Origin of the sequence: Hymenobacter metallicola, assembly GCF_004745645.1 — a bacterium.
Classification (GTDB): domain Bacteria; phylum Bacteroidota; class Bacteroidia; order Cytophagales; family Hymenobacteraceae; genus Hymenobacter; species Hymenobacter metallicola.
On the sequence record NZ_SRMB01000003.1, the window covers coordinates 1 to 25,281 of the forward strand.

At 57.6% G+C, this 25,281-nt stretch carries 24 protein-coding genes and 1 tRNA gene; 8 read left to right on the forward strand and 17 right to left on the reverse strand.

The window, feature by feature from the left end:
* Window positions 1-373 precede the first annotated feature (373 nt).
* The 9 genes from E5K02_RS15260 to rpmH all read right to left on the reverse strand — a co-directional run bounded on the left by E5K02_RS15260 (window position 374) and on the right by rpmH (window position 8,810).
* Window positions 374-1,558, reverse strand: coding sequence for a serine hydrolase (locus E5K02_RS15260; RefSeq protein WP_167856428.1), 1,185 nt, complete (start codon window positions 1,556-1,558; stop codon window positions 374-376).
* Window positions 1,559-1,801: 243 nt separating this feature from the next.
* Window positions 1,802-3,019 (reverse strand): hypothetical protein, encoded by a 1,218-nt coding sequence (locus E5K02_RS15265; RefSeq protein ID WP_135396038.1) that lies wholly within the window; start codon window positions 3,017-3,019, stop codon window positions 1,802-1,804.
* 83 nt (window positions 3,020-3,102) lie between these two features.
* Window positions 3,103-4,416: an APC family permease gene (locus E5K02_RS15270; protein WP_135396040.1), complete on the reverse strand. Its 1,314-nt coding sequence runs from the start codon at window positions 4,414-4,416 to the stop codon at window positions 3,103-3,105.
* Between the two features lie 140 nt (window positions 4,417-4,556).
* Complete coding sequence (locus E5K02_RS15275) at window positions 4,557-5,072, reverse strand: DUF2480 family protein (RefSeq protein WP_135396042.1); 516 nt, start codon at window positions 5,070-5,072, stop codon at window positions 4,557-4,559.
* A 48-nt stretch (window positions 5,073-5,120) separates the two neighbouring features.
* Complete coding sequence (gene tsaB, locus E5K02_RS15280) at window positions 5,121-5,810, reverse strand: tRNA (adenosine(37)-N6)-threonylcarbamoyltransferase complex dimerization subunit type 1 TsaB (RefSeq protein WP_135396044.1); 690 nt, start codon at window positions 5,808-5,810, stop codon at window positions 5,121-5,123.
* An 80-nt stretch (window positions 5,811-5,890) separates the two neighbouring features.
* Window positions 5,891-6,439 (reverse strand): hypothetical protein, encoded by a 549-nt coding sequence (locus tag E5K02_RS15285; protein WP_135396046.1) that lies wholly within the window; start codon window positions 6,437-6,439, stop codon window positions 5,891-5,893.
* Between the two features lie 20 nt (window positions 6,440-6,459).
* Window positions 6,460-8,166, reverse strand: a complete 1,707-nt coding sequence (locus E5K02_RS15290; RefSeq protein ID WP_135396048.1) for a S41 family peptidase — start codon at window positions 8,164-8,166, stop codon at window positions 6,460-6,462.
* Window positions 8,167-8,194: 28 nt separating this feature from the next.
* Complete coding sequence (locus E5K02_RS15295) at window positions 8,195-8,611, reverse strand: ribonuclease P protein component (RefSeq protein WP_135396671.1); 417 nt, start codon at window positions 8,609-8,611, stop codon at window positions 8,195-8,197.
* A 40-nt stretch (window positions 8,612-8,651) separates the two neighbouring features.
* A complete protein-coding gene (gene rpmH, locus E5K02_RS15300) occupies window positions 8,652-8,810 on the reverse strand; it encodes a 50S ribosomal protein L34 (protein ID WP_100338753.1) in 159 nt (52 codons plus the stop codon).
* A 241-nt stretch (window positions 8,811-9,051) separates the two neighbouring features.
* On the opposite strand from rpmH, the gene E5K02_RS15305 reads away from it, so the two are divergent.
* The 3 genes from E5K02_RS15305 to E5K02_RS15315 all read left to right on the forward strand — a co-directional run bounded on the left by E5K02_RS15305 (window position 9,052) and on the right by E5K02_RS15315 (window position 12,486).
* Window positions 9,052-10,785 carry a M61 family metallopeptidase gene (locus E5K02_RS15305; protein ID WP_135396049.1) on the forward strand — a complete coding sequence of 578 codons (1,734 nt, stop codon included), beginning with the start codon at window positions 9,052-9,054 and terminating at the stop codon, window positions 10,783-10,785.
* 25 nt (window positions 10,786-10,810) lie between these two features.
* The gene (locus E5K02_RS15310; protein WP_135396051.1) at window positions 10,811-11,629 is read left to right on the forward strand and encodes a hypothetical protein; all 819 of its coding nucleotides are present in this window, start codon (window positions 10,811-10,813) and stop codon (window positions 11,627-11,629) included.
* Between the two features lie 176 nt (window positions 11,630-11,805).
* Window positions 11,806-12,486, forward strand: coding sequence for a hypothetical protein (locus E5K02_RS15315; RefSeq protein WP_135396053.1), 681 nt, complete (start codon window positions 11,806-11,808; stop codon window positions 12,484-12,486).
* A gap of 66 nt (window positions 12,487-12,552) precedes the next feature.
* On the opposite strand, the gene E5K02_RS15320 is transcribed toward E5K02_RS15315, so the two are convergent.
* The 3 genes from E5K02_RS15320 to E5K02_RS15330 form a co-directional block, all read right to left on the reverse strand.
* A complete protein-coding gene (locus E5K02_RS15320; RefSeq protein WP_135396055.1) occupies window positions 12,553-12,849 on the reverse strand; it encodes a hypothetical protein in 297 nt (98 codons plus the stop codon).
* Between the two features lie 140 nt (window positions 12,850-12,989).
* Complete coding sequence (locus E5K02_RS15325; RefSeq protein WP_135396057.1) at window positions 12,990-13,925, reverse strand: PfkB family carbohydrate kinase; 936 nt, start codon at window positions 13,923-13,925, stop codon at window positions 12,990-12,992.
* Window positions 13,926-14,028: 103 nt separating this feature from the next.
* Window positions 14,029-14,102, reverse strand: a tRNA-His gene (locus tag E5K02_RS15330).
* Window positions 14,103-14,268: 166 nt separating this feature from the next.
* Between E5K02_RS15330 and E5K02_RS15335 the strand changes: the two genes are divergently transcribed.
* Window positions 14,269-15,684 carry a DEAD/DEAH box helicase gene (locus E5K02_RS15335; RefSeq protein ID WP_135396058.1) on the forward strand — a complete coding sequence of 472 codons (1,416 nt, stop codon included), beginning with the start codon at window positions 14,269-14,271 and terminating at the stop codon, window positions 15,682-15,684.
* Window positions 15,685-15,769: 85 nt separating this feature from the next.
* Here E5K02_RS15335 and E5K02_RS15340 read toward each other — a convergent pair whose 3' ends face one another.
* The 4 genes from E5K02_RS15340 to E5K02_RS15355 all read right to left on the reverse strand — a co-directional run bounded on the left by E5K02_RS15340 (window position 15,770) and on the right by E5K02_RS15355 (window position 19,543).
* Window positions 15,770-16,924, reverse strand: coding sequence for a T9SS type A sorting domain-containing protein (locus E5K02_RS15340; RefSeq protein WP_167856429.1), 1,155 nt, complete (start codon window positions 16,922-16,924; stop codon window positions 15,770-15,772).
* Between the two features lie 421 nt (window positions 16,925-17,345).
* Entirely contained in the window at window positions 17,346-17,753 is a 408-nt protein-coding gene (locus tag E5K02_RS15345; protein ID WP_240737298.1) for a hypothetical protein, read from the reverse strand.
* 129 nt (window positions 17,754-17,882) lie between these two features.
* The gene (upp, locus tag E5K02_RS15350; RefSeq protein WP_135396061.1) at window positions 17,883-18,563 is read right to left on the reverse strand and encodes a uracil phosphoribosyltransferase; all 681 of its coding nucleotides are present in this window, start codon (window positions 18,561-18,563) and stop codon (window positions 17,883-17,885) included.
* Entirely contained in the window at window positions 18,551-19,543 is a 993-nt protein-coding gene (locus tag E5K02_RS15355; RefSeq protein WP_167856430.1) for a GNAT family N-acetyltransferase, read from the reverse strand. Before E5K02_RS15355 ends, upp begins: the two co-directional genes overlap by 13 nt.
* A gap of 165 nt (window positions 19,544-19,708) precedes the next feature.
* Here E5K02_RS15355 and E5K02_RS15360 point away from each other — a divergent pair, with 165 nt between their 5' ends.
* The gene (locus E5K02_RS15360; protein ID WP_167856427.1) at window positions 19,709-21,625 is read left to right on the forward strand and encodes a capsule assembly Wzi family protein; all 1,917 of its coding nucleotides are present in this window, start codon (window positions 19,709-19,711) and stop codon (window positions 21,623-21,625) included.
* A gap of 82 nt (window positions 21,626-21,707) precedes the next feature.
* Here E5K02_RS15360 and E5K02_RS15365 read toward each other — a convergent pair whose 3' ends face one another.
* The gene (locus E5K02_RS15365) at window positions 21,708-22,163 is read right to left on the reverse strand and encodes a QcrA and Rieske domain-containing protein (RefSeq protein WP_135396067.1); all 456 of its coding nucleotides are present in this window, start codon (window positions 22,161-22,163) and stop codon (window positions 21,708-21,710) included.
* Window positions 22,164-22,314: 151 nt separating this feature from the next.
* Here E5K02_RS15365 and E5K02_RS15370 point away from each other — a divergent pair, with 151 nt between their 5' ends.
* The 3 genes from E5K02_RS15370 (at window position 22,315) to E5K02_RS15380 (ending at window position 25,279) form a co-directional block, all read left to right on the forward strand.
* Window positions 22,315-22,668, forward strand: coding sequence for a hypothetical protein (locus E5K02_RS15370; RefSeq protein ID WP_135396069.1), 354 nt, complete (start codon window positions 22,315-22,317; stop codon window positions 22,666-22,668).
* Between the two features lie 21 nt (window positions 22,669-22,689).
* Window positions 22,690-24,537, forward strand: a complete 1,848-nt coding sequence (locus E5K02_RS15375; protein ID WP_135396071.1) for an ABC transporter ATP-binding protein — start codon at window positions 22,690-22,692, stop codon at window positions 24,535-24,537.
* A 181-nt stretch (window positions 24,538-24,718) separates the two neighbouring features.
* Window positions 24,719-25,279 carry a hypothetical protein gene (locus tag E5K02_RS15380; RefSeq protein WP_135396073.1) on the forward strand — a complete coding sequence of 187 codons (561 nt, stop codon included), beginning with the start codon at window positions 24,719-24,721 and terminating at the stop codon, window positions 25,277-25,279.
* Window positions 25,280-25,281 lie beyond the last annotated feature (2 nt).

Consider the following 25,281-nt stretch of genomic DNA (forward strand, 5'->3'; position numbering starts at 1 on the left):
TCCGCTTCCTCTCGAAGCGGGCTGCAAAGGTAAGAACCTTTCTTTTTACTTTCCAAACAACTTAGAAAACTTTTTTCTTCGTTGTTCGTAGCCCGCCTCCACTCGATTTGGGACTGCAAAGGTAAGAACTCCCTTTTCTACTTTCCAAATACCGGTGAAAACTTTTTTTTCAAAGCAGTTCACTTGGTCTCTGGGGCCCGCCTCCGTTCGAGTTGGGAGTGCAAAAGTGCAGGATCAATCCGGTACTTCCAAACCCTACTCCTAACTTTTTCGTTGAAGGCTGGCTTATTTATTATAGTTCTCCTCTAAAGGAGGCTGTGGTGTAACCAGTTACAAGAACGGGTTAGTTCACTGGGCACAAAATATTTTCTACTTACTCTGCAGTTTGCTCCTGCTCGGTGAAGAATCCCTTGAGGTTTGGCTTTATTAGATAGGGCCTGGTTGTTTCATACTGATAGATTTTCCGGCCAAGGTTTTTCAGAAAAGGTAACCCTACGGTGGCGTATTCATAGCTTCCATCATTTAGAATGCCGTCTTTGTTAACATAGATGACTGCACTCAACATAAACTCGACACGCTGAGTTGAGTCGGCGAAATAGGCAACATCGGCTAGATAGCCATGAGACATTCCGACAACGTTATAGATATGCAGCCCTGATTGGCCCGGGGCTGTGGGGTTGCGGCCATAGTAGAAGTACTTTTTATACGCGTCGTAAAAGCTGGGGGCTTTGTATAGGGAGAAGCCGGAGCCGTGGGGTGTTTGATGCAGATAACGACGCAGAAACCTGTAATCGTTACTAGATAAGCTGAACTGCTGGTTTTGCGGTATGCTCTCGGGGAAGACAACTGCTTTCAATACATTGGTAATGTCTTGTAAGGGCAGGTAGTTAGCCGTAGTGAAGTCATATGGCTCACGTATAAGGCGCCCACCGGCTTGGTAAGCCTGACCTTTAACAATACGGCCTAGTGGAAACCCGAGCTTCTCCGTATTAACAGCTGCTGGCTGCTGGTAGATTGGCTGACCTTCCTGACTATAAAAGGTAAACGGATTGGTGTGCCGGTTGGCGGCAGTATCGCAGGGGACGAAGCGGCGCGTAATACGGGCAAGAGGATAGCCCAAGTTCCAGAGCCGTTTGTTAAGCGGGCCTTGTCCTAAAAATTCGTAGAGCCTGTTGTACGCCACATTGTCGCTGACGAGCAACATACGCTTGACGTAGTTGCCAACAGTATTCAACCTATCTAAGTCGGGCGAGGTGCTATATGGCACGCCAGTTTGACATCGGAACGCGGTACCGATTGCCAGAGGAGAGTTTCGATGGAGGCCGGGTTGGTTTAGGTTATTAAGCTTTTCCAGCGCTAGTGCCGCCACGGGTAACTTAACTAAACTAGCCGGGTTGAAGTACTGCTGAGCATTCAGGTGAAAACTGTGCTGGGTGAAATGGGGTTGGTTTTGCTCGTCGCGGTTTATTTGCGTGTAGATAATCTGGACTTCGTATTCATCGGCCCGACGGGCAATGGTAGCTAGTTGGGCATCACTGCGCAGCAGACTATCCAGCAAAGAACTGTCGGCGGTAGAGCCAGACCGAACTGGCGTGGTCTGACGGGGCGCGATTAGAGCCGCAACTGCCACGGCAGAGAGAAGCAAGCTAAGAACTAAGACTACACTACGCATGGCCGGAATTGATATGTCGGTTTCGCCACCAATCCCATAGAGTTCCGCAGCACTAGCTGTTTGGGGGCGCAGTAATACCAACGGGGCGCTAACCTGAGTGGTTGGCGCCCCGTTGGTGTATGCTCTCGGTTAGCTGGCTGGCGAAGTACGCCGTTTGGCAAGCAACAGATTGGAGTCATTTTGCCGCCAGTTGTACCCGGTCCCGAACGGCAGGGGACGCGGCCGGTTGACTGAGTCAGCGTAGGCTTTGGTAAGCGCCGGTTGGTATTGCTTGGCAAACAGATTGATAGGCCGTTTGTAGGTACCGTAGTAGGTAAACTTCCAATCGGAGGGTTGGAAGTATTTCATGGCAATGCCGGAATCGTCTTGCAGTACATAGTTACTCTGCTCCAGAATCAGATTGCGCACCTTGGAGAAATAGCTCTTGTGCATGAGGTAGGTGGCAGACTTGACGTACGTGGCAAAAGGCCCTAGGCTACGCACATACTGCAGGGCCGCCTCCTTTGTAATGCCCAGCTTCCAGTCGCTAAGGTCAGCGGAGAAGTAGAGAACCTTCTTTTCCTGCCCCTGTTTGTCGGTAAGCATTAGCTCTACCCCAGGCACGACTTTCAAGCCGGGCTTGCGGATAGTAGTCGAGTCGGCATCCACAACCTGCCCTTGGGCATTGAGCTGCACGTAGCGAATGTCCTGAATCTGATGATCGGTGCGGGCCGCAAAGAGCATAAGAAGCGGCAAAGCCCCGTCGAGCTCCACCGACTTCAAGTCGACAGCCATATCATTGGTCCGGAAAAAGCTAAAGTTCAGTACGGACCAGAGCGAGGCTTTCAAGGCGGAGTAGAGCTTCGGATTCGCCAGGGTGCTCAACCGGGGAACGGTACCCACCGGCTCCAACCCTACCAGAACGTAGGTTTTGCTGGTGGGAAACATAGTGACGACGTTTAGGAAGTCGGGGCCGCTGAACGGATAAAAAACCGTGGGGCTAGAGGCGCGTACGGAATCTAGCTCGGCCGCGGCCCACTGCTGTATCTTGGTTGTGCGGGTTTGGTGGTAGTTAATCCAGCTTTTATCGGCATCGGCGGCAAAAGCCTGCCAAGCTGGTTGCGACGTAAGGGTACGCAACTCACTGCCTCGACTGACGCGGCTACCGGCCATGTAGGCCGCAACGTCCTGCAGACGGGTCGTGTCGGGGGCTACTGGGGGGGCTGGCGTAGCGACGGCTGAATCAACCGGAGCCGACGTAGCAGTGGGTGCTGGGGCAGACTGCTCCGGGGCAGACTGTTTTTGTTCAGAACAAGATGCGAGCAGCAGAATACAGGCCGGCACTATCCCGACGAAGAACAAACGCATGTAGGTAAGGTTAAAGAGGCAGCTAACAGTATTGTAAAAGCCAAATGTAGTTCAGTTCGACTGTATGTGGGAGCACGACCAGCTCAGCGGCGGGCTAGCTGCCTACCGACAAAGTAAACCACCGCCCCGACGGCCAGCGTTGCCAACCCATACAACGACTCGGTAGGTTTGTCGCGAAGAATAAAAATCAGGGTCCAGCCACTCAGGCCCAGGAATACGAGGGGCGTAAGCGGATAGCCCCAGGCCCGGTAAGGGCGCGGCAAATCGGGGCGGCGCTGGCGCAGTACAAACAGGCCGAGCACCGTCAGAAACGTGAACAGGCTCAGAATAAAGCCGGCGTAGAGCAACACCTGTTCGAAGGTGGAGGTGAGAATGAAAAAGAGCGTCAGGGAGGTTTGCAGCAGCAACGCCCGCACTGGAACGCCGTTTTTGCTGACGACAGCCAAGCCACGCAGAGCGGGCAGGTCCTCGCCCATCACCTGGATAATGCGCGGACCGGCAAATACCATCGAACTGATAGTGGATACCAACAGCACGGCAATTACAGCCCCCATCAGGCGACCAACGGCGGGGCCAAAAATATGACTGGCGGCTACGTAGCCCACTTCCAACTGGCCCGACAAGGCAGCAACAGGGGTGCCGTACAGGAAAACAAAGTTGAGCCCCACATATAATAAGAGTACTACAGCGGTACCGGCCAGTAAAATGCGGGGCAGGTTGCGCTGCGGTTCGGCAACCTCCCCGGTCAAATACACCGCTGCATTCCAACCCGAGTAGGCGTAGGACACATAAATAAGGGAAACGGCAAAGGACGGACTCAGTAGCTGTTGCCAGTCGGGGGCCTGGGGCAGAAAAGCAATTGACTGCGGAGTGGCACTCAGCAAGCCAGCACCAATAAAGAGAACTAACACGCCGACTTTTACGGCTGTGACCACCACCTGCAACCGACTCCCGACTCGGCTACTCATCCCGTGCACGACTGTCAGGGCCAGCACTACTCCTATAGAAAGAAGCTGGGGCGGTACGGCGGGCCACACGCCGGCCGCATAGCGGCCCAGGGCCATGGCGGCCAACGCGGTAGGAGCCGCAAAACCAACGGTGGCCGAGACCCAGCCCGAGAGAAACCCCAGGGCGGGGTGGTAAATCTGCGACAGGTAGTGGTATTCGCCCCCCGAGCGGGGCATGGCCGCGGCCAACTCCCCGTAGCACAAGGCTCCGCACAGCGCAATCAGGCCCCCTACGGCCCAGAGCATGAGTAAGGCAAACCCGCTTTGAATGCCCAACACCTGAAACCCCAAACTGGTGAAAACCCCGGTGCCAACCATATTGGCTACCACAATGGCGGCGCCGGTCAGAAAGCTGATCTTGTAGGGTTGGCGGCTGGTTGGTTCGGGCATGCGGGTAGTATTGGAAGCTCAAAGATGCATAATCTGGGAAACGCAGCCAGCAAATCCACCTCTCACTACCGTTGGGCTATATACAAAACCGCCCATTGGTAACGTACCAATGGGCGGTTTTAAACAGGAACTGGGAAGTCTTAGGCCTGCACCTTCGGACGCTTATACAGCGGCACCGTGCTGCACGGCTCACCATACATGATGCTGGACGTAACGGGCAGCAGCTTCTGCATAATGGCCACGTAGGCATACGTGGGCACCGGGATATTGCCGCAGCCTTTTACCACCACTTTCGCGTCGCGGAAATCCTCCACGTTTATAGCGGCAATGGCCTCGTGAAACAGCTCCTGCTCCAGAGCTTCTAGGTTGCCGAACACGTAGCGGTGGGCATGGTTTTGCAGCTTGGAAGCCAGCAGCATGTAGGCCCAGGTTGGCACTATGGCATCGGCTGAGCAGATAATGGCGACGTTCTTGCCGTCGTACTGGCTCCAGTCATGGGTTTTGATAAACTCGCGGAAATCTTTTTCCCGCAGGATTAATCCGTGAAACAGATTATCCTTGATGTCATACACTACCCGTTCCCCAGGATGAATAAACTCTTCCAGGTTGAGCGTGGTCAGGGCGCTTTGCGCAACGCGGTTGATGAAATCTTCCATGATGTAAGCTAACTATGGTAGTGTAGGTGCTTCCCTGGTCGGGTGGCACTACTTGGCTTTCGGCGTGGTGGTATGTACTTCCTTTAAATAAAACGGTTCGTAGTAGGCTACGTCCCGAAACTCCTGCTGCTGGAAAGCCTGCTGGGCCAAGGCGCCTACCGCAATGGCGGAAGGCTCAATACCCATCAGAAAACCCGCATTGGGCGTATTCGCTAGAGACGCAAACTTAGCCGCCCCGTTTCCGAAGAATAACAAGCGGTGGTGGGCTAATTGTTCGGCCAGCGTATCAGAATCCAGAATGAGCGGGGCCGGCGCCAGCACTTGCTGCCCCGCGTGGGTGTACAGAGCACTATAGACCTCCATACGCCGGGCATCGAGCATGGGGCAAAATAAAAACTCCTCGGCGCGGACAGTGTAGGCCGCTACCTGCTGGGCCAGGGCCTGCAGGGTACTGATAGCCAACAGCGGAATATCCAGCGCGTAGCACAACCCCTTGGCCGCGGCGGCCCCGATGCGCAGCCCGGTATACGAGCCCGGCCCATCGGACACGGCCACCGCCGCCAGGTCGCGCAGGGTTACGGTGGTGTTGTCCAGTAACTGCTGAATCAGCAGACTCAGGTGCGAGGAGTGCGACTTTTCCAGGCGTAGCTCCGATTGACCCAGCAGCTGCCCGTCGCGGTGCAAGGCGACGGAGCAAACGGGGGACGAGGTTTCGAGGGAAAGGATGAGCGTGGACATGGGGCAAAGGTACGGCCGGAACGTATAAGCTGCAGTTAAGACCTGGTTTTCAATCTCCACTTCCTACAGCACTGCGGCTTTCATTCCTGCTCTTTCCATACTTTGTTCAGACGAGGCTGAATAAACCAAACTCCAATCGGCCAGAACAGGAATAACAACAACGTCCCAAAGTAGAACCCGAATTCAGGCCTACGACGCTTCTCAACGGCAACCAGCGTTGCTGCCAAAAACCAGAACGTATGCCCAGCAGCAAAAAACACATAAAACACGGGCAAAGCCATCAGGCCTTCCCCTTGAAAGCTACGGTCATCCGTGAGAATTACCGTTGCAGCAAAAGTGGCTATAACTACTACGGTGTCAACTAGAAACCACGTAAGACTAAAATCCACATTACGTGGCAACAACAAGAACAGCCTGTTGCCGAGAAGTGCAAACCAGGTGAAATAACAACCATAGGCTAGTGCACTCATGCTATTAGAAAGAAGCGGGCTATCCACAATAGTTATGTTCGCCAAAATCAAAATCGGAAGAATATAAAGAAATACCTGCCAGTGCTTGGCGCGGAGCATTACATCGTTCATTGCGGATCCAAAAAAGAAAAGCAGCCCCAAGATGAGGCTGCTTTCCATAGGTTACAATCTGTGGCTTCCTACTTCCCGCCAGCCGTCTTGCGGGTGGCTTCGGGACGGGTCTTGGCTTCTGGCGTGCCGGGCTTCAGCAGGGCCGCGTAACGCGGTGCGTCGTTGATGACCTGCATGGCCGTCAGGATATTGGGGTCATCGTCGAAGCTGGCCTCGATGCTGCCCTTCTGGAAGTAGTAGCGCGACACGATTTCCTGCTCCAGCAGCTCCCGGATTTCGGGCTTGAAGCGGGTCAGGTCGTTGCTCTTGTTGGTCGACACCTTTTTGCGGATGGCCTCCAGCTCGGCTTTTACGTCGTCGTAGTGCTTTTCTTCCTTGGCCTTCTTCGACAGCTCCGTCAGGCTCTTTTCCATGTCGGTGCTGTAGTTAATGTCTTTGCCCGATAAAAACTGCACGAACTTCTGGTACTCGGCATCCGAGAGCTGAAACTCCCGCGCCGGCGGAATGCTGGCATGCTCGGCGCGGTAGCGGGTGGCGTAGTCGAAAAGGTAGTTTTTCTGGAGCAGCACCCGGGTGATGTCGGCAATTTCCTTTTCCTGGACTTCCACGTCCGGCGCAACTCCTCCCCCATCGTATACTACCCGGCCACTCTGAGTTTTAAAGGCCGTGCGCAACGAATCCGGGAATTTGCCCAACGTGCCATCGTCGGCCCGGTGGGCGTAGTCAATTTCCTGGATGCACCGGCCGCTGGGAATATAGTACTTCGCAGTGGTCACCTTCAGCTGGGAGTTGTAACTCAGCGGGCGGGTAGCCTGCACCAATCCTTTACCAAACGTGCGCTCCCCTACCACCACGGCGCGGTCGTAGTCCTGCAATACGCCCGACACAATCTCGGAGGCCGAAGCCGAGCGGCTGCTGGTGATAATCACCACGGGAATCTGCGTATCGAGTGGGGCGTCGAGGGCTTTGTAGGTTTTGTTCCACTCGGTTACCTTGCCCTTGGTGCTCACCACGTCCATGCCTTTATCAACGAAGACGTTAGAGATGTTCACGGCTTCGTTGAGCAAGCCACCGGGGTTGTCGCGAATATCGAACACGATTTTTTTGGCCCCCATCTCCTTGAGCTTGGTTACGGCCATGCGCACTTCCTTACCGGCATCGACCGTGAAGCTGCCTAGCTGAAAATAACCGACCTCCGGGGACAGCATACCATAGTAAGGCACATTGTCAACCTGAATCTTGTCGCGGGTGATGTTGACTTCAATCGGCTTTTCCTGCCCGTAGCGCGTTACTTCCAGCTTCACCAGGGAGTTGGCCTGTCCCTTGAGCAACTTGCTGATATCGGCGTTGTTTTTCTTTTCAACGTTGACGCCGTTGATGGTCAGAATCTCGTCGCCGGGCAGCAAGCCGGCTTTCTGGGCCGGATACCCCTCGTAGGCGCTCTGCACAATGGTCTTGCCGCTGCGCTTCACCACTACCGCCCCGATGCCGCCGTACTGGCCCGTAGTCAGGGTGCGAAAGTCCTCAATATCGTCCTCGGGAATGTAATTCGTATACGGGTCCAGGGACTTGAGCATCGCATCAATGCCGGTCTTAACCAACTTGGCGGGCGTTACCTCGTCCACGTAAAACGTGTTTACCTCCTTAAACAGGGTGGCAAAAATGTCGAGGTTCTTGGCAATCTCGAAGTACCGTTCGTTGTCCGAAGCGGTCCGAAAGGATGCGAGCAGCGCGGCGCCTCCGAGGAGCAAGCCAGCAACGGTAGTTTTGCGCATATAAAAGACTAGAAGCGAGAAAAATAGCTTACGAAACAGACCCGGCCGCGGATGCGGGGGTTGCGTCGATTACCAAACGCTCTAGCCCTGAAATTAATTTTTTTTCCACCAGCGCAAAAGGCTTTTTTTCCTTTCCCGTGTAGATAATGGCCATCGTGCCCACGGGATGCCCACCGGGGGCTTCCAGCAGCCGGTATTTATTGAGCCGGTAAGCTTCGCGCATTAGGCGCTTGAGGTAGTTGCGGTCGACGGCACGCTTGAAGCTGCGCTTGGACACACTGACCAGGACTTGCGGCGGGGCCGAGGTCGGCGCCGGGGCCGGCAGCCACACGATGCGCAAGGGGTACAAACCAAAAGAAGAACCCCGGCCGAAAAGCTCCTCAATGAGCTTTTTGCGGCACAAGTGTTCTTCTTTCGGAAACGAATATGAACGCGCCCCCGGCATCTGAGCCGAAGAAGGCGACACGGCAGGCGCCGTCAGCGGCTTAGCGCTTATGTTTTCCTTCGTCAGATACGGTCAGGCGCTTACGGCCTTTGGCACGACGACGGGCCAGCACGCTGCGGCCATTAGCGGTTTCCATGCGCGAACGGAAACCGTGCTTGTTGCGGCGCTTGCGCTGCGAGGGCTGAAAAGTACGTTTCATGATATTGTAAGAGACTCAGTGACAGGTAAGGCCGGCAAAGGTAAGACCTTCATTTGGAAAAGGCAATGCTTGCAGCAGCTTTTTCCGAGTAATAATCAAAAAGATACCGGCTGAAGAAGCAAAGATAGGCATTTACCCGCTGCGGTTTCTCCCGTAAAACAGATATCCCAAAGCCTGCCGGTTACCGCCGGATACCCCGTAGCTTTGCATCCCGTTCCGGCCTCTCCCCGATCCGCGCTCTATGATTCACTACTACGTTTCGTTTGACAATCCCCTTACCTTTTACCTGCAGATCCAGATGACATTTGAGGTGGCTGCCACGGCTACCGAAACGCTGGAGCTGCAGCTGCCCGCTTGGCGGCCGGGCCGGTACGAACTGCAGAACTTTGCCCAGAAAGTGCAGCGCGTGGTGGTAGAAGATGCGGCTACGAGTGAAGCCCTGCCCTTCCGGAAGCTAACCAAAGACCGGTGGCAGGTAAGTGGCGCGGCGGGCCGCACGGTGCGGGTGCGCTACAATTTTTACGCCCACCAGATGGACGCGGGCGGCTCCTGGCTCGACGAAACCCAGCTCTATGTCAACGGGGTGCAGTGCTTTATGTACGTGGAAGGGCGGCAGGCGGAACAGTGTCAGCTGCAACTGCAGTTGCCCGCTAACTGGCAGATTGCCTGTGGCCTACCCCAGAGTGGCCCTAACACGCTGCAAGCCAGAAATTTTGATGAGCTGGTAGATGCCCCCCTGATTGCCAGCCCCACGCTGGTACAGCAAACGTATGCTGTGCAGGGCATTCCTTTTTCTATCTGGGTACAGGGTGAGTGCGCGCCCGACTGGCCCCGACTGCTGCGCGACTTTGCCGCCTTCTCGGAAGAACAGCTGGCACTATTCGGCGGGTTTCCGGTGCAGGACTACCATTTTCTGAATCAGATTCTGCCCTATAAGCACTACCACGGGGTGGAGCATATGAATTCGACGGTAATAGTGCTGGGTCCGGCCGAGCTGCTGATGACGGAAGGCCTGTACAAAGAACTGCTGGGCGTGAGTTGCCACGAGCTGTTCCATACCTGGAATATTAAAAGCATCCGGCCGGCGGAAATGCAGCCGTATGACTTCACCCGCGAAAATTACTTCCGCACCTGCTTTATAGCCGAGGGCATTACGACCTACTACGGTGAATATCTGCTGGCCCGCAGCAACGTGCGCACGGCTAGCCAGTACTTTGCCGAGCTGAATACCGTGCTGCGCAAGCACTACGACGACTACGGCCGCTACAACCTGTCGTTAGCCGATGCGTCGATGGATCTGTGGCTGGACGGCTACAAGCCCGGAGTGCCCGACCGCAAAGTATCGGTGTACCACAAGGGCGCACTAGTAGCCCTGTTGCTGGATTTGACTTTGCGCCGCCTGAGCAACCACCAGCGCAGCCTCGACGACGTGATGCGGCGTCTTTATGAGGAGTTTGGCCTGACTGGCATTGGCTACACCGAGGAAGACTACATCCGCCTGGTAAACGAAGTAGCCGGGCGCGACATGAAAACCTACTTCGACAAGTTTATTTACGGCACGACCCCGCTGGAAGAACCGCTCGATAAGGCCCTGAGCTTTGTAGGCTGCACGCTGCAGGCTGAGCCCAACGCCTCGGCAGCGGAGGGCACCTTTGGCTTCCGGGCGGTGGTCAAGAATGAACGGACTGAAGTAACCGACATTCTGCCCGGTTCGCCGGCCGCCGCGGCCCTGACGGTGGACGACGAAATTGTGGCGGTGAATGGCCGGCGGGTCGATATGAATCTGCAAAGTTTGCTGGCTGACGATGCAACCAGCTACGAAATCAGCGTGTTCCGGCAGAACCGGCTGTTGACGGTAACGCTGCTGGCTGATCCAGCGCAGCAGTTCTGGCAGAAGTACACCGTGGAGAAACTACCCGAAGCTACGGCCGAACAGCAGGCCAGCTTCCGCCAGTGGCTCAAGCAGGATTTTTAAGCGGCCCGTCTTTTACCAATACCCCATGTTACGGCTTCGTGCCCTGCTTTTATTGAGTACTCCACAGTTTTTGCTGTGGAGTTGTTCCTTTCGTGGTCCGGCCGAACGAATGCAGCCCAGCGTGCCGACTGCCACGCCCGCCGTGCCCGTTCCGCGCCCGGTGCCACCGCGTATCTACCGCCTGGGCCACCTCGATACGCTGGTGCAGCTGCCGGGCCGGGTACTAAGTATTCATCAAGGTTCTCGCAATGTTTACGAGAAACTGCCCCATAAAACTTGGCTGCCACCCGAGCCCGAAACCCAGGAGCAAGCACAGGAAATCGACCTGGAAGCCGAGGAGCGGCAACGCTTGCGTACGGCTGGCCCGGCCGTGAAGCGCGTGGGCCGCGCGTTAGTTTTGCGCCCTGCAGCCCTGAAGCAGCCGTTACGGCTGGTAAACAACCCCGCGGAAGATTACGAGAAAAACATCAGCTACGAGTACGTGGGCAGCCTACCCGAAATTAAACAGTGGCTGATTTCCGTGCATCTCTACGAAGGAGGCTATTTCCTGCTCGTCGACCAACGCAACGGGCAGCGCACCCGCATCTGGAGCCCACCGGCTGTGGCCCCGGATGGTCGACACTTTGTGTGCGGCAATTCTGACGTACTGGCCCGCTATGAGCCTAGTGGCCTGCAAGTGTGGCATGTGGATGGGACCAGACTAGAGAAGCTCTGGGAACGGCAGACTGAGTGGGGGGTAACGGGCCCGCGCTGGCTCGATAACAAAACCATTTTGTTTGAGCAAGACTTCTTCGACAACGGCGACGTTGACACGCGCGTGGTGCGAATGAAGGTGGTGCCGTAGTGGGCTAGGCCACCTCTATGGCCAAATCCCTATACTTGTGCATGCGTTTTTCTTTTTTTCCTACTGGCGCAGTAGCCCTCCTGGCTGTCTTGGCTGGCTGTAGCCAAGACCCACCCACCGGTACGGATTCCCCTGCTGCTTCAGCTCCACCCGCCGCAGCACCGGCACCGGCTGCCGTGCCCGTTGCCCCACCCCCAGTGCTAACCTCGGCCGACGTCAGTAAGGCGACGGGCCACGACACGCTGCGCACCACCACTGGCCACGTAATACCTGTGCAACCAGCCGACCTAGCAACCTGGGAACGAGCCCGACCCAACGCCTTGCCAATATGGCCTGATTCGGTGGAGGCATCTAGCGTAGCTCAAACCAATGGCCAAGTGCAGCGCGCGGGGCTGAACCTGACGTTCAAGGCCGCTAACGGCCGAACTGTGGTCCTGAAGAATGACACTACCGATACGGAAGAAGCCGTGGCGTATCACTACTGGGGCCAGCTGCCCAGTGTCCATCAGTGGGTTGTCAGCGCCGGACTTTATGAAGGCCAATCCGTGGTGTTGATTGACCAGCGGACCGGACAGCGTACCAACATCTGGGGCCGGCCCGTGGCTTCGCCCGATGGGCGCTATATTCTGGCAAGCAATACTGATTTAGTTGCCGCCTTCGACCCCAATGGCTTACAACTGCTGCAGGTTGGCTCCACGGGCCCTACGCTCATCTGGCAGCGGGAACTTGCCAATTGGGGCCCCGCCGAAGTGCGCTGGCGGCCCGATGGTATCATCGTTGTGAAGCAGGAATTTGCTCCCACGGAGACTGGTGCCGAGCCGCCCCCGCGCTACGTGACGCTCCGGCTGCCCATGTAGCCCTAACCGCAACCGGGCCCGGTCGACGTGTCGACCGGGCCCGGTTTAGTCAGTTGGTGCCAGTGTTTACTTGGAGTCGAACTGGCTGGGGTTGGGATTATGGCGGGGCTTGTTGGCCTGCGACGTGCGCTGCTCTTCGTTGTTGCCACCACCGGGCGTGTTATTCTTGGTCGGGTTGCCGGCTTGGTTGAGACCATTCTGATTCACATTCTGCACCTGGGTGCCACCGCTGTTAGAGTGGGCCCGGGTTTCGGGGTCCACGGGAGTGGCATTGGGCGTCACATTCTCCGGGCCGTTAGGTGTACCCATCTGCTTGCTCGATTTCTCAGAATTGGTTGGGGCTTTATCTTGATGCTTGCTCATGGCAGTAAAGGCTTAGGTGAGAAGATTCTAGGTATTGTACCCACCCGAGCAGCAATTGGTTGTGTCCGACAGCCCATAAAAAAACCTGCCGACCCTTTGACAGGCCCGCAGGTTTTCTTGAAAAATGATGAGCTTTCTGCTTACGCGGGCTGGGCCGAGGTAGCGGGAATAACTTCCACCAGGTCGGCAAACTGCTTCTCGCGGGCTTCCAGCTGCTCTTTGGTCAGGTTCAGCAGCCGCTCGGTGCCGAACTTCTCGACGCAGAACGAGGCCATGGCCGAGCCGTGAATCACGGCGCGCTTCATATTGTCGAAGCTGATGTCGTCGGTGGCGGCCAAGTAGCCGATGAAGCCCCCGGCAAAGGTGTCGCCGGCGCCGGTCGGGTCGAATACTTCCTCCAGGGGCAGGGCCGGGGCGTAGAAAATCTTGTTCTTGTGGAACAGCAAGGCCCCATGCTCCCCTTTCTTGATGATGAGAAACTTAGGACCGAAGCCCATGATTTTCTTGGCGGCTTTCACCAGGGAGTACTCCCCGCTCAGCTGCCGGGCTTCCTCATCGTTAATGCTGAGCACGTCCACCATTTCGATGGTAGCCATCAGATCATCGAGGGCCACGTCCATCCAGAAGTTCATCGTGTCCATCACAATCAGCTTGGGGCGGTTCACGAGGCGCTGAATCACGAGGCGCTGCACGGCCGGCGCCAGGTTGCCCAGCATCAGGTACTTGCAGTCCTGGTAAGAGTCGGGAATGATGGGGTCGAAATCGGCCAGCACGTTGAGCTCCGTGGTCAGGGTTTCGCGCGAGTTCAGGTCCGTCGAGTACTTGCCCGACCAGAAAAAGGACTTCTCCCCTTCCTTGATTTGCAGGCCTTCGGTATCCACGCCGTGCTCTTGCAGCAGCAGAATGTCGGACTGCGGGAAATCGTCGCCGACAACGGCAACCAGCTTCACGGGCTTCAGCGAATACGAAGCCGACAGGCTGATGTAGGTGGCCGCGCCACCGATGATTTTGTCGGTTTTGCCAAAAGGCGTTTCCAGGGCGTCGAACGCTACCGAACCGATTACGACCAAACTCATAGTCAGGGGAATAAATGGGGTTTCAGCAAGATGCCGTTGGGTACACAACGGCACAAAGAACAAAAAAAGTCCCCGGAAATTTCTCTCCGGGGACTTCCGTGTGGGTAAATAATGGGGTTCGAACCCACGACCTTCGGAATCACAATCCGACGCTCTAACCAGCTGAGCTATATCTACCAGGTTGGTATTGTAGGCACAAAAGTAAAGGTTGCGGGGCTATTTGCAAATATTTTTGCGCGTTTTTTTGTGGCCCACCTGCCAGCCAAGGAGTTATATAATGAGTCCCAGACACTTTGCTGGCTATATTCCCCGTACCTTTGCCCTCCCATTAGGAATTTTTGTCATGTCTGATACGCCGCAGCCGCTCACTTTTGCCGATTTCAAGCTCAATAAACAGCTTCTCAACGCCGTGGCGGAAGCCGGTTTTGAGCAGCCCACCCCTGTGCAGGAGCAAACCATTCCACTGCTGCTGGCCGGCCACGACGTGCTGGGCATTGCCCAAACCGGCACCGGTAAGACGGCTGCCTTCGGCCTGCCCCTGCTCATGAAGGTGAAATACGCCCAGGGGACTCACCCGCGCGGTTTGATCTTGGCTCCCACCCGGGAGTTGGCCATGCAGATTGAAACCCACCTGAAAAAGCTGGCCGTGTACACCGACCTGCGGATCCTGGCCATCTACGGGGGCCTGGGGCCCAAAACCCAGATTGAAACCCTGGCCGCGGGCGTCGACATCCTCATTGCCACGCCCGGCCGCCTGATGGAGCTGTATCTGAAAGGCGCCCTGGTGTTCAAGGAGCTCAAGACGCTGGTGCTGGACGAGGCCGACAAGATGATGGACATGGGCTTTATGCCCCAGATTCGCGCCATCCTGGAAGTTATTCCGCGCAAGCGTCAAAACGCGCTGTTTTCGGCCACGATGCCCGAGCGGGTAGTGAAGCTGAGCGAGGAATTCCTGGAGTTCCCGATGCGGGTGGAGGTAACGCCGGCCGCTACCTCGGCCCAGAACGTGGCCCAGACCCTGTACCGGGTGCCCAACCTACTCACCAAAATCAACCTGCTGGGCTATTTGCTCAAGGACAAGGAAACCTTCAACCGGGTCATGATTTTCTGCCGCACCAAGGAGCACGCCGAAAACGTGTCGCACTTTCTGGGTCGTAAGGTGGAGGGTGAAGTACGGGCTATCCACGGCAACAAGGGCCAGAACGTGCGCATCAACGCCATGGAAGCCTTCCGCAATGGGGAACTGCGCTTTCTGGTGGCTACCGACGTGGCCGCCCGTGGCATCGACGTGCCCCAGGTAAGCCACGTTATCAACTTCGACGTGCCGCTGGTGTACGACGATTATGTGCACCGCATTGGGCGCACGGGCCGGGCCCAGCACACGGGGGCGGCCATTACCTTCGCCAACGAAGCCGAAATGCACCACATCGGCCGCATCGAGGAGCTCATCAACCAGCCCATTCCGGAACTGCCCCTGCCCGCCGACGTCAAGGTCATGCAAACCATGTTCGACGAGAAGCAAAGCATGGCCCGCGAAATCGACGACCGGCGCAAAAAGCTGGACCCCGAGTACCAGGGCGCCTTCCACGACAAGAAAACCCCGCTGCAAAAGGACATTGATAAGCGCACCGGCCTGCCCTACGTGGAAGGCCCCAACCGCAGCCAGAAAGGCAAAAAGAAGCGGGCTTCTCCGGGCCGGAGCCAGTCGCCGGCAGCCAAGGGCGCGGCCAAGCTACGCAACGCCCGCCGTAGCCGGTAAGGCCCAGCGCCGACCTGAAGTACACGCAAAAGGCCTCACCAGTACTGGTGAGGCCTTTTGGTTGCAATAGGGAGTGTAAAAAGAGCTAGTTGCGTACTACGCGCTTCACGACGGCACCTTCGCTGGTTTGCAGACGCACGGTGTACACGCCCGACTTCAGATTGCTCAGATCGAGCTGGGTGCTGAGCTTGCCGGCCTGGGGCTGGGCCGAGAAGCTGTGTACCAGCTGGCCTAGGGCGTTGCGTACTTCCCCGCTGGCAGCTTCTGCCTTCGAAAGGCCCGCTACTTCCAGCGTCACGACGCCACTGGCTGGGTTGGGATACAGTGCGCTCTGGGCTTCCAGGGCGGCGTTGCGGTTGGCCAGGGTGATGGTCAGGAAGTCGAAATAGCTGATGCGGCTATCATTTTCCCACCGGCCAGAGCTGCCATATCTCTGCTGTACTTCTCGCACCACCGCGTTGTTAGCGTTGTAGTACAGCAGGTTCCGGGAGCCGTATTCCAGGGTCCAGGCATTGTTTTCCCAGGCTTCTTCGGTATAGCCCAGGTCGTTGCCGAAGTTATCCTTCAACTCGGAGCTGCGGCTTTCGTTGACCCAGCCAGTACCGGTGTATTCCTGTTCTATATCGACTGTGCTGCCGTTGGCGCTGTAGGTAATGCTGTTACGTTCATTATCCACGAAGCTGGAGCCATTAAAATCTTGCTCCCGGTAGGAAGCAGGTTGCTGTTTAGCCCAATCGTGCCAAACGATATCAACGATGCGCTCCTCAGTTACCCAAGCCCCATTATCCCACACCTGATACAGGATACTGCTCCACTGTCCGTTGGTCAGGGTGAAGAGCTGGCGGTCCTCCTGAACGAAATTTCCGTTTTCCAGATCTTTATACACTGCTTCGGTAATAACGCCGGCCGCATTGTAGGTATACACCGTCTGGCTGCCGTCCGTAGTTACCCAACTGCCGTTCTTCCACTCCTGGCTTAGCGACTCTGTCTGATTTCCCCGCTCATCGTACATCGACAAGTAGCGGTAGCCATTCTCCCAGGCGTTGCCATTCCAGAACTGATTGATATACGATGTTTCCAGGCCTTGCGCATTGTAGGCAATAAGCGTCCTGGAAGAAGGGGAACTGAAGGCCGAGTCGCGCTGGGTTTCCTGGGTCAGGCGGCCCGCTGCATCATAGGAATACTCCTGCTTGTAGGGATACGCCCATTTATTGGTCGTAACATCCCAAGAATACCGCATGCTCTGCCGAGGCCGGGTTATGGTAGTATTAATGCCACGTAGGGCTTCGGAAGCGGTAGTAGCTTTAGCACCCCGCTTGCTGACGCCGACATGGAAAGGCAATTTCTTGGCAGCGGGCCGTACCTGGGCCTGCGCATCGATAGTCGCTACAGCCAATAGGCTCAGGACACCAAAAAAAAACTGTTGAGGAGAAGTGGGCATAAGGCAAGTAATGTGAAGTGAAAATGCAGTAGGTGAAAAAGCTGTCCAACTCTTACTCAAGCGGTTGAATACAGCGTAGTGGGCGTATAGTAAGCCGACAAAACTACCGTATTCGGCGAGGCCTTTACAATACCTAGAAGTGGGTATTTTTGGATTGGCGGCCAGCAAAAAAGCCCTGCTGCTCGCGCAACAAGGCTTTGCGTAGTAGGCTTGATGCTGATTACCGGTGGAAGAACGGCAGGTGGCTGAATTTTACCGTGAGCAGCGTCAGGACCGAGCCCCAGAACAGGGCGCTCCAGAGCATGTGCAGCAGAATGCGCCAGCGCGGCACGTGCAATTGGGTGGCAATGACGGTGCCGCCAATCGGGCTAAACAACACCGGCGTCAGGAAGGCAATGCCGGGCATGCCGAAGCGGCGGAAGATGCCCACAATGCGGCGGCTGCGCTTGCTAAAGAGAGGCTTACCCTTGTCTTCGCGGCGCTGGCGCTGGTGCAGGGCCCACATGCGCCCCACGCCCGAAACGACGACGACTGTCGTCATCATACCCGCCACGGTCAGGCCCAGCGTCTGAAAAAAATTGAGCCCGAGGGATATGCCCGCCAAAGGGCCTCCAAAGAACTTAACCATGCTCAGCAGGAAAACGGAAGCGTATTTGGCAAGGTGAGGCAACACGGCGTTTTCGGGGCTTAGGAAACTACAATGGCGTAAAGATAAGAGGTAGACGCCCGCGTAATTAGTTCCGAGGTTACGGCAGCATTACAATTTGCTGCCGTACGACAAGTCGCCGGCGTCGCCTAGGCCGGGTACGATGTAGGCCTGCTCGTTGAGGTGGTCGTCGACGGCCGCGACCCACAAGGTGGCCTCCGGAATTTCGCGGGTCACGTAGTCGACGCCCTCGGGCGAGGCAATAACGGCGGCAATGTGCACCTGCCGGGGCTGGCCAAAGCGCAGCATGGCCCGGTAGGTTTGAACCAACGATTTGCCGCTGGCCAGCATGGGGTCGGCCAGAATCAGCACCCGCTCGTCGAGATTGGGCGCCGACAGGTAATCAACCTGCACCTGCACCTGCGAAGTGCCCTCGATGCGGTAAGCGGCGGCGAAGGCGCTGGGCGACTGGTCGAAGTAGTTTAGAAAACCCTGGTGAAAAGGCAGCCCGGCGCGCAGCACGGTAGCCAGCACGGGAAAGTCGCGCAGCTGCTTGCTGCTCGACTCGGCCAGGGGCGTCTGGACCACTTTTTCGGTATAGCTGAGCTGGGAGCTGATCCGGTAGGCAATGATTTCACCCAGGCGCTGCAGGTTGCGGCGAAAACGCAGACTGTCGCGCTGCACATCCACGTCGCGCAGCTCGGCCAGAAAATGGTTGGCAATGGAAGGTTCGGCGCACACAATACGGACGCGGTCGGCAGGACTTGCGGAAGGGGTCTTTAGCGTTTCCATGACAGATACCAGGGCTGGCGGGTAAGGGTGAGAGCCGCGTACGGAACGGGCCGGGCCCCGAAGTTGGCAAAAAAACGGGCAATTGAGGGAATCATGCCGCCCTCGAAGTCGAGCACCAGGCCCGGGGTGGCGGCGTAGTCCTGAATCATGTGGTTGAGCAGCAGCAGCGGAGCACCCGCTTTTTTACCGGCCGGGGAAGCCGCCGCAAACAGATAGATAATAACCCGCGGCGTTACAACAAACAGTGCTCCGGCCAGCAACTCGCCGGTGGTGGGAGCCTTTAGCTCCAGAATCCGGGCCTGGCCCAGGTCCTGGAGATTACGTATAAGCTGCTCTAGCTGCCGGTAGTGGCGGGTTTTGAGGCTGGATACTTCCCCACCTTTGTGCTCCCGAAACAGCCGCAGCAGCGCCGCGGCCGAGTGAGTTTCCCTAACCTGCAACGGCTGCTCCAGTTGCTGATTGAGGCGCAGGCGGCGGCGGTAGTCGGCCGTGTAGCCCCGGTGCAGGGTTTCGTAGCTGGCTTGCAGAGGCAGGCAGTAGGTTTGGCGACTGGCAACCCGAAAGTCGGTTGGCAAAACCGGCGGCTCATTCGCCGTATTGAGCTGTAGGTAAACTTGCCTAAACTGCCCCGCCGCCGCGGCCAGGTACTCGCTCAGGTTGCGGTGGCAGCTGCCGGCAGTAGTTAACAGGCCTAGCTGCTGGGTAAATGCCGGCTGGTAAACCTGCCGCCCCCAGGGCCGCCGCTTCAGGGGCAGCGGCAGCACCGACAGATACTGGCCCGTCGCCTCGTTGCGCTCTACCACGGCGCTCCAGCGGCCGGCCGTAGCCCGCAGCCAGGCCGATTGGGCGTAGGGCACGGCTTGCTCGGCGGCGGCCACGCAGGCGTCCCAGGCCGCCAGGTCGAGTTCAGAAAAAGTGAGGTAGTGCAGCAGCAAGGTGAACTGGTCAGGCTGGAAGAAGAGCACGTAAAAGTAGGGCAATCTACCCGGGTGTACCGCTTTGGAGCGGTAGTAGAAGCCCCGCTCAAACGTACGGGAATCCGGAGTCACCGCGTTAGTTTTAAGTCTGCCCTCAACTCCCACCGTCGAACTGCGTAGGTTTGCCCCGCCGGGTGCTCCCACCAGAAACGCGGCCTCCCGTTCTTTATGAAAAAACCGCTCATCCTTTTCTTGTCGGCGCTGGGTTTGCTCTCCCGCCAGGCTGTGGCCCAAACCACCCCGCCCCCGGCCAAAGACCCTGATGCTGTCTGGCTGATTTTTGACCATCCCCTGGACCCCAAGCAGGCGGGCAAAGACAAGCAACCGGCGGCCCCCAAGCCCGCTGACCCCGCGGCTCCCACTGCTCCGGCCGCCGTAGCGACGCCAGCGCCCCGCCCGGCCCCGGCCAGCCCCGGCCCGAGCCTGCGCAGCGCCTACAGCCAGGGCAGTACCTACGTGCCCCTCGACCAGGATATCTACCGTCTTATCGACCGCTACGCCATTAAGTACGGCCCCGATTCGCTGGGTGACCCCTACACGGCCGTGCGGCCCTACCACCGGGCCGGCGTGGCCCGGTTGGCCGAAAGAACGCTCAACGACAGCGCCAGGGCGGCTTCCCTGTCGGCGGCCGACCGGTTTAACGCCGAGTATCTGGCCCGCGACAACTGGAACTACTTGGCCCAGGGCGCCGCGCTCAACGAAAGCAAAAAGAGCTTCCTGACCTATTTCTACCGCAATCAGTCGGACCTGTTTCACGTGCAGACTCCCGACTTCACTCTGCGCGTCAATCCGGTGGTGCATTTTCAGCTGGGTAAAGACAGCGACAGTGACGGACTGCGCTACATCAATACCCGCGGGGTGCAGGTAGAAGGCACCGTCGATGAGCGGCTGGGCTTCTACACCTTCGTGGCCGACAATCAGATGGCCGTGCCCGAGTACGTGCTGAACCGCATTGCCCGCGACACCATTGTGCCCCACGAGGGATATTGGAAGCCATTTAAAAACAACCCCGGCCAGTACGACTTTCTCTCGGCCCGCGGTTACCTGACGTACGCGGCGACCAAGCACATCAACGTGCAGCTGGGCCACGACCGGAACTTTATCGGCAACGGCTACCGCTCGTTGATCTTGTCGGATTACTCGGCGCCCTACTTCTTTTTGAAGCTCAACACGCGCATCTGGAAATTCAACTACCAGAACCTGTTTGCCGAGCTGACGGCCGACCGGAAGGAGCAGGACCAGATATACCCTAAAAAGTATATGGCTCTGCACCACCTGAGCCTCGACGTGACCCCGACCTTCAACGTGGGGGTGTTCGAGTCGGTGATGTTTGCCCGGGGCCGGGGCCGCTTCGAGTTGCAGTACCTGAACCCGATTATCTTCTACCGCAGCATCGAGCAGCAGGTCGGCTCCGAGGACAATGCCATCCTGGGCCTCGATTTCAAGTGGAACATTCTGCGGCGCGGCCAGCTCTACGGCCAAGTGGTGCTCGACGAGCTGGTGGTGAGCAACGTGCGGGCCGGCAATGGCTGGTGGGCCAACAAGCAGGCCTTCCAGCTGGGCGGCAAGTACATCGACGTGGCCGGCATCCGGAATCTGGATGTGCAGGCCGAGTTCAACTACATCCGGCCCTACACCTACCAGCACGAAGACCGGTTTCGCAACTACCAGCACTACCGCCAGCCCCTGGCCCACCCCATGGGCGCCAACCTCTACGAGCTGCTTGGCATCGTGAGCTACCAGCCCCTGCCCCGCCTCAACGTAGTAGCCAAAGCCTTCTATGTCAAGCAGGGCCTCGATTTGGAGAATAAGGATGTGGAGGCTCAGAACTACGGCAGCAACGTGCTCAAAACCTACAATACCCGGGTGCAGGAGTATGGCAACACCGTGGGCCAGGGCAATACCACCAAGCTCGCCCACCTCGACCTGACGGCCAGCTACCAGGTGAAGCACAACCTCTGGCTCGACGCCAAGCAGATTGTGCGCCGCCAGACCGGCACGGTCGAGGCGGTAGGCAACGGCACCGAAACCTTTGCTTCCGTGTCCTTGCGCTGGAATATTGCTCAGCGCCTGCACGAGTTTTAAGCCGAGCCTGTAAAGTAAACAACAAGCCCGGAGTAGCTGCGCGAGTAGCTACTCCGGGCTTGTTGCGTTAGGCGGGACTGCCTCACCCCGTTATCCGCAACGAATTGCCCGTGCGCGTCACGGTGTATTTCTTCAAGGCCCGGCTGGCGGGGCCATTGGCCACGGTACCATCCGAATTGAACATGGAGCCGTGGCTGGGGCAGCGGAAGCTTTCAACGCTGGCCTCAAACACAATGGTAAAGCCTTCGTGAGTGCAGGGCGCCTGCACGGCGATGTAGTTGCCGTTGGTCAGCTTGGCAACAATAACCTTGTTGCTGGCCCCGTACACAAAGCCCCGGGCCGGGTCGTTCAAGGCCGCATTGGCCGGGTCGGTCAGGTCGAGGGTGAAGTCGACATCCGTGGTACCGGACCCACCGCCGCCGTTTCCGCCGGGCGCGGGGTCCGAATCTTTGCTGCTGGAACAGCCGCCCAGGCAGCCGGTGGCTAATACTGCAGCGGCACCAAAGCCGAAGAGTTGGATAAATTCTTTACGGTCCATAGGAGTGGGGGCAGAAAAAGGCGGGAAACGCCGTGGTAGAAGAAGAGCCGTTCTACCTAGCCACTCGAATGCGCCCGGATAAATGGTTGCCTGGGCCGCAACCAGAATCGGGGTTACCTTTGCCGCTCTTTGGTTTACCTGCTCCTGCACTATGTCTGCTACCACTCTTCTCTACCGGCCCGTCAATCAGCAGGAGCTCGACTTGATTGCCCAAGCGGGGTGGCGCGAATTTCCGCCCCGTCTGCCCGAGCAGCCGATCTTCTATCCGGTGCTCAACGAAGAGTACGCCGTGCAGATCAGCCGCGACTGGAACGTGCCCTTCTACGGCGTGGGCTACGTGGTGCGCTTTGCCCTTGATTCGGCTTACAGGCACAAGTTTCCGGTGCAGAACGTGGGCGACCCGCAGCACAATGAATTGTGGGTGCCGGCCGAGGAACTACCGGCCTTCAACGCCCACATTCGCGGCCTGATTGAAGTAATTGCCGAGTTCCGGCGTCCTAGCTAACGTACGCCCCTACGCTTTCTAATGAAGACCTACCTCCGCATTCTGCAGTATGCCCGGCCCTTTTCCAACGTGGTGCCGGTATACCTGCTTTACACCCTGCTGGGTATCTTTTTCAGCCTCGGCAACTTCGCCCTGATGGTGCCGATGCTAAATCTGCTGTTCGACAAAACGGGCAAGGTGCAGCTTGAAGCTCCCACCCAGCTGCCCGACTTTGCCCTGACCCTGGAGTACGTGACGGGTACATTCAATTATTTCTTCTCCCAGGTCATTGCCACGCAGGGCAAGATGGGCGCCCTGCTGTTTGTGTGTCTGGTGCTGGTGTCGTCGGTGTTTTTCAGCAATGTGTTCCGCTACCTGAGTTTGCGCCTGGCCTCCAAGGTCCGCATCCGGGTGATTCGCAACCTGCGCCGGGAGCTCTACTACCGCGTGATTCAGCTGCAGCTGGGCTACTTTGCCACCGAGCGCAAGGGCGACCTGATGTCGCGCTTCACCAACGACGTGCAGGAAGTAGAAGTCTCGGTGGTCAACACGCTGCAGGCCGTCGTGCGCGACCCGCTCTACATCGTGGCCTACTTCGTGGTGCTGTTTTACATGTCGGTCAAGCTGACGCTGTTTTCCTTGGTCCTGCTCCCTATTTCGGGGGGCATGATAGCCGTGCTAACCAAGCGCCTGCGCACCCAGGCCAAAACCAGCCAGAGCACCCTGGGCTACATGATGTCGGTGATTGACGAGACGCTGGGCGGTATCCGCGTCATCAAGGCCTTCAATGCCCAGGAGTACATCAAAGGCAAGTTTGAGGAGCAAAACGACCAGTACGCCGTTACGGCCCGCCGCATGGACAACATCCGGGACCTGGCCTCGCCCTTTTCCGAGTTTGCGGGCGTGATGGTGGTAGCGGGCCTGCTCTACTACGGCGGCACCCTGATTCTGGGTGGTACCTCCACCCTGGAAGGCGCCTCGTTTATTACCTACATCATCATGTTTTCGCAGGTGCTCACGCCGGCCAAGTCCTTGTCGTCGTCGTTTGGCAACATTCAGCGCGGCCTGGTAGCCGGCGAGCGGGTGCTCAGCATCATCGACACCGAGCCGGCCATCCGCGACAAGCCCGCTGCCCAGGTGTTGCCCAGCTTCCAGCACCAGATTGAGCTGCGCAACCTGCAGTTCAGCTACGGCGATACGCCCGTGCTGCACGACATCAACCTGGTAATTCCCAAGGGCAAAACCGTAGCCCTGGTGGGCCCATCGGGCGGGGGCAAATCGACGCTGGCCGACCTGTTGCCCCGCTTCTACGACCCCACCGGCGGCCAGATCCTCATCGACGGCCATGAGGTGCGCGACTGTACCATTCACTCCGTGCGCGACCAGATGGGCATCGTGACTCAGGAAAGCATCCTGTTCAACGACACGATTTTCAACAACATCCGCTTCAACACCGAGGCCACCGACGAACAGGTCATTGAGGCCGCCAAGATTGCCAATGCCCACGAGTTTATCGTCAAGGCCCCGGAAGGCTACCACACGTATATCGGCGACCGGGGCAGCCGCCTCTCGGGTGGGCAGCGTCAGCGCCTGAGCATCGCAAGGGCCATTCTGCGCAACCCGCCCATTCTGATTCTGGACGAAGCCACTTCCGCCCTCGACACCGAATCGGAGAAGCTGGTGCAGGAAGCCCTGACGCGCCTGATGCAAAACCGCACCTCTCTGGTGATTGCCCACCGCCTGAGCACCATTCAGCATGCCGACGAAATTGTGGTCTTGCAACAGGGGCGCATTGTGGAGCGGGGCACCCACGAGGAATTGTTACGGCGCGACGGTGGCGTGTATCAGCGCCTCAACTCAATGCAGACCAACGGGGTACTGCCGTTGTAGCAGAGGGCGTAACAGGAAGCCAAAACCAGCCAAGCCAACTGTGGCAGGCTGGTTTGCGTTTATGCGCAGGTCGCCGCACAGGTTTCCCGACTCAAGATTGGCAAAACGCTATATTTAGCCAGCCAATCCGGTTCTTCCAAGAAACTGCGCCGGCTTACCCGGACCTCTAGCCCTCCTTCCTATGCTTGCTCTGAAACGACTTGTTACCATTCTGGTCATGGTGTACTTGCTGCTGGCCTTGCTGCTGATCTTCAGCCCGGCTACCCGCGACACCCTCGCCTCAGCCTTCAACCTGAGCGGTGACGCCGGCCTGGCCACGTTCTACAACACGCTCTTCATCATTGGGGCCGTATTGCTGGCCTTGCACCTCATCACCGAAAACATGGACAGCGCCCTGCTGCGCCGCGAAACAGCCGTGCTCAACGGCAAAATCAACGAGCTCAAGGCCAAGCTCTACGACCAGCAGATTGAGCAGCGCGAGCGGGAATTTCAGCAGCGCAGCGTGGCTACCGCTCCTGTTGCCACCACGCCCGGCGCCACAACTATCTACCAGTCGGAGCCCGTGACGACGACCACGACGACGACCCACGTACCGGCGGGCACCGTCGTGCCCGGCCACGACGTGGAACACCCCACTTTTCCCCAGCAAGACCCCAGCCTGCTGAATGCCCCGGTGCAGCAGCCTAACACAATTATTACTCCGAACCCTGGTCCCAACTCCGACAATCGGGCAGGGTTGTAACT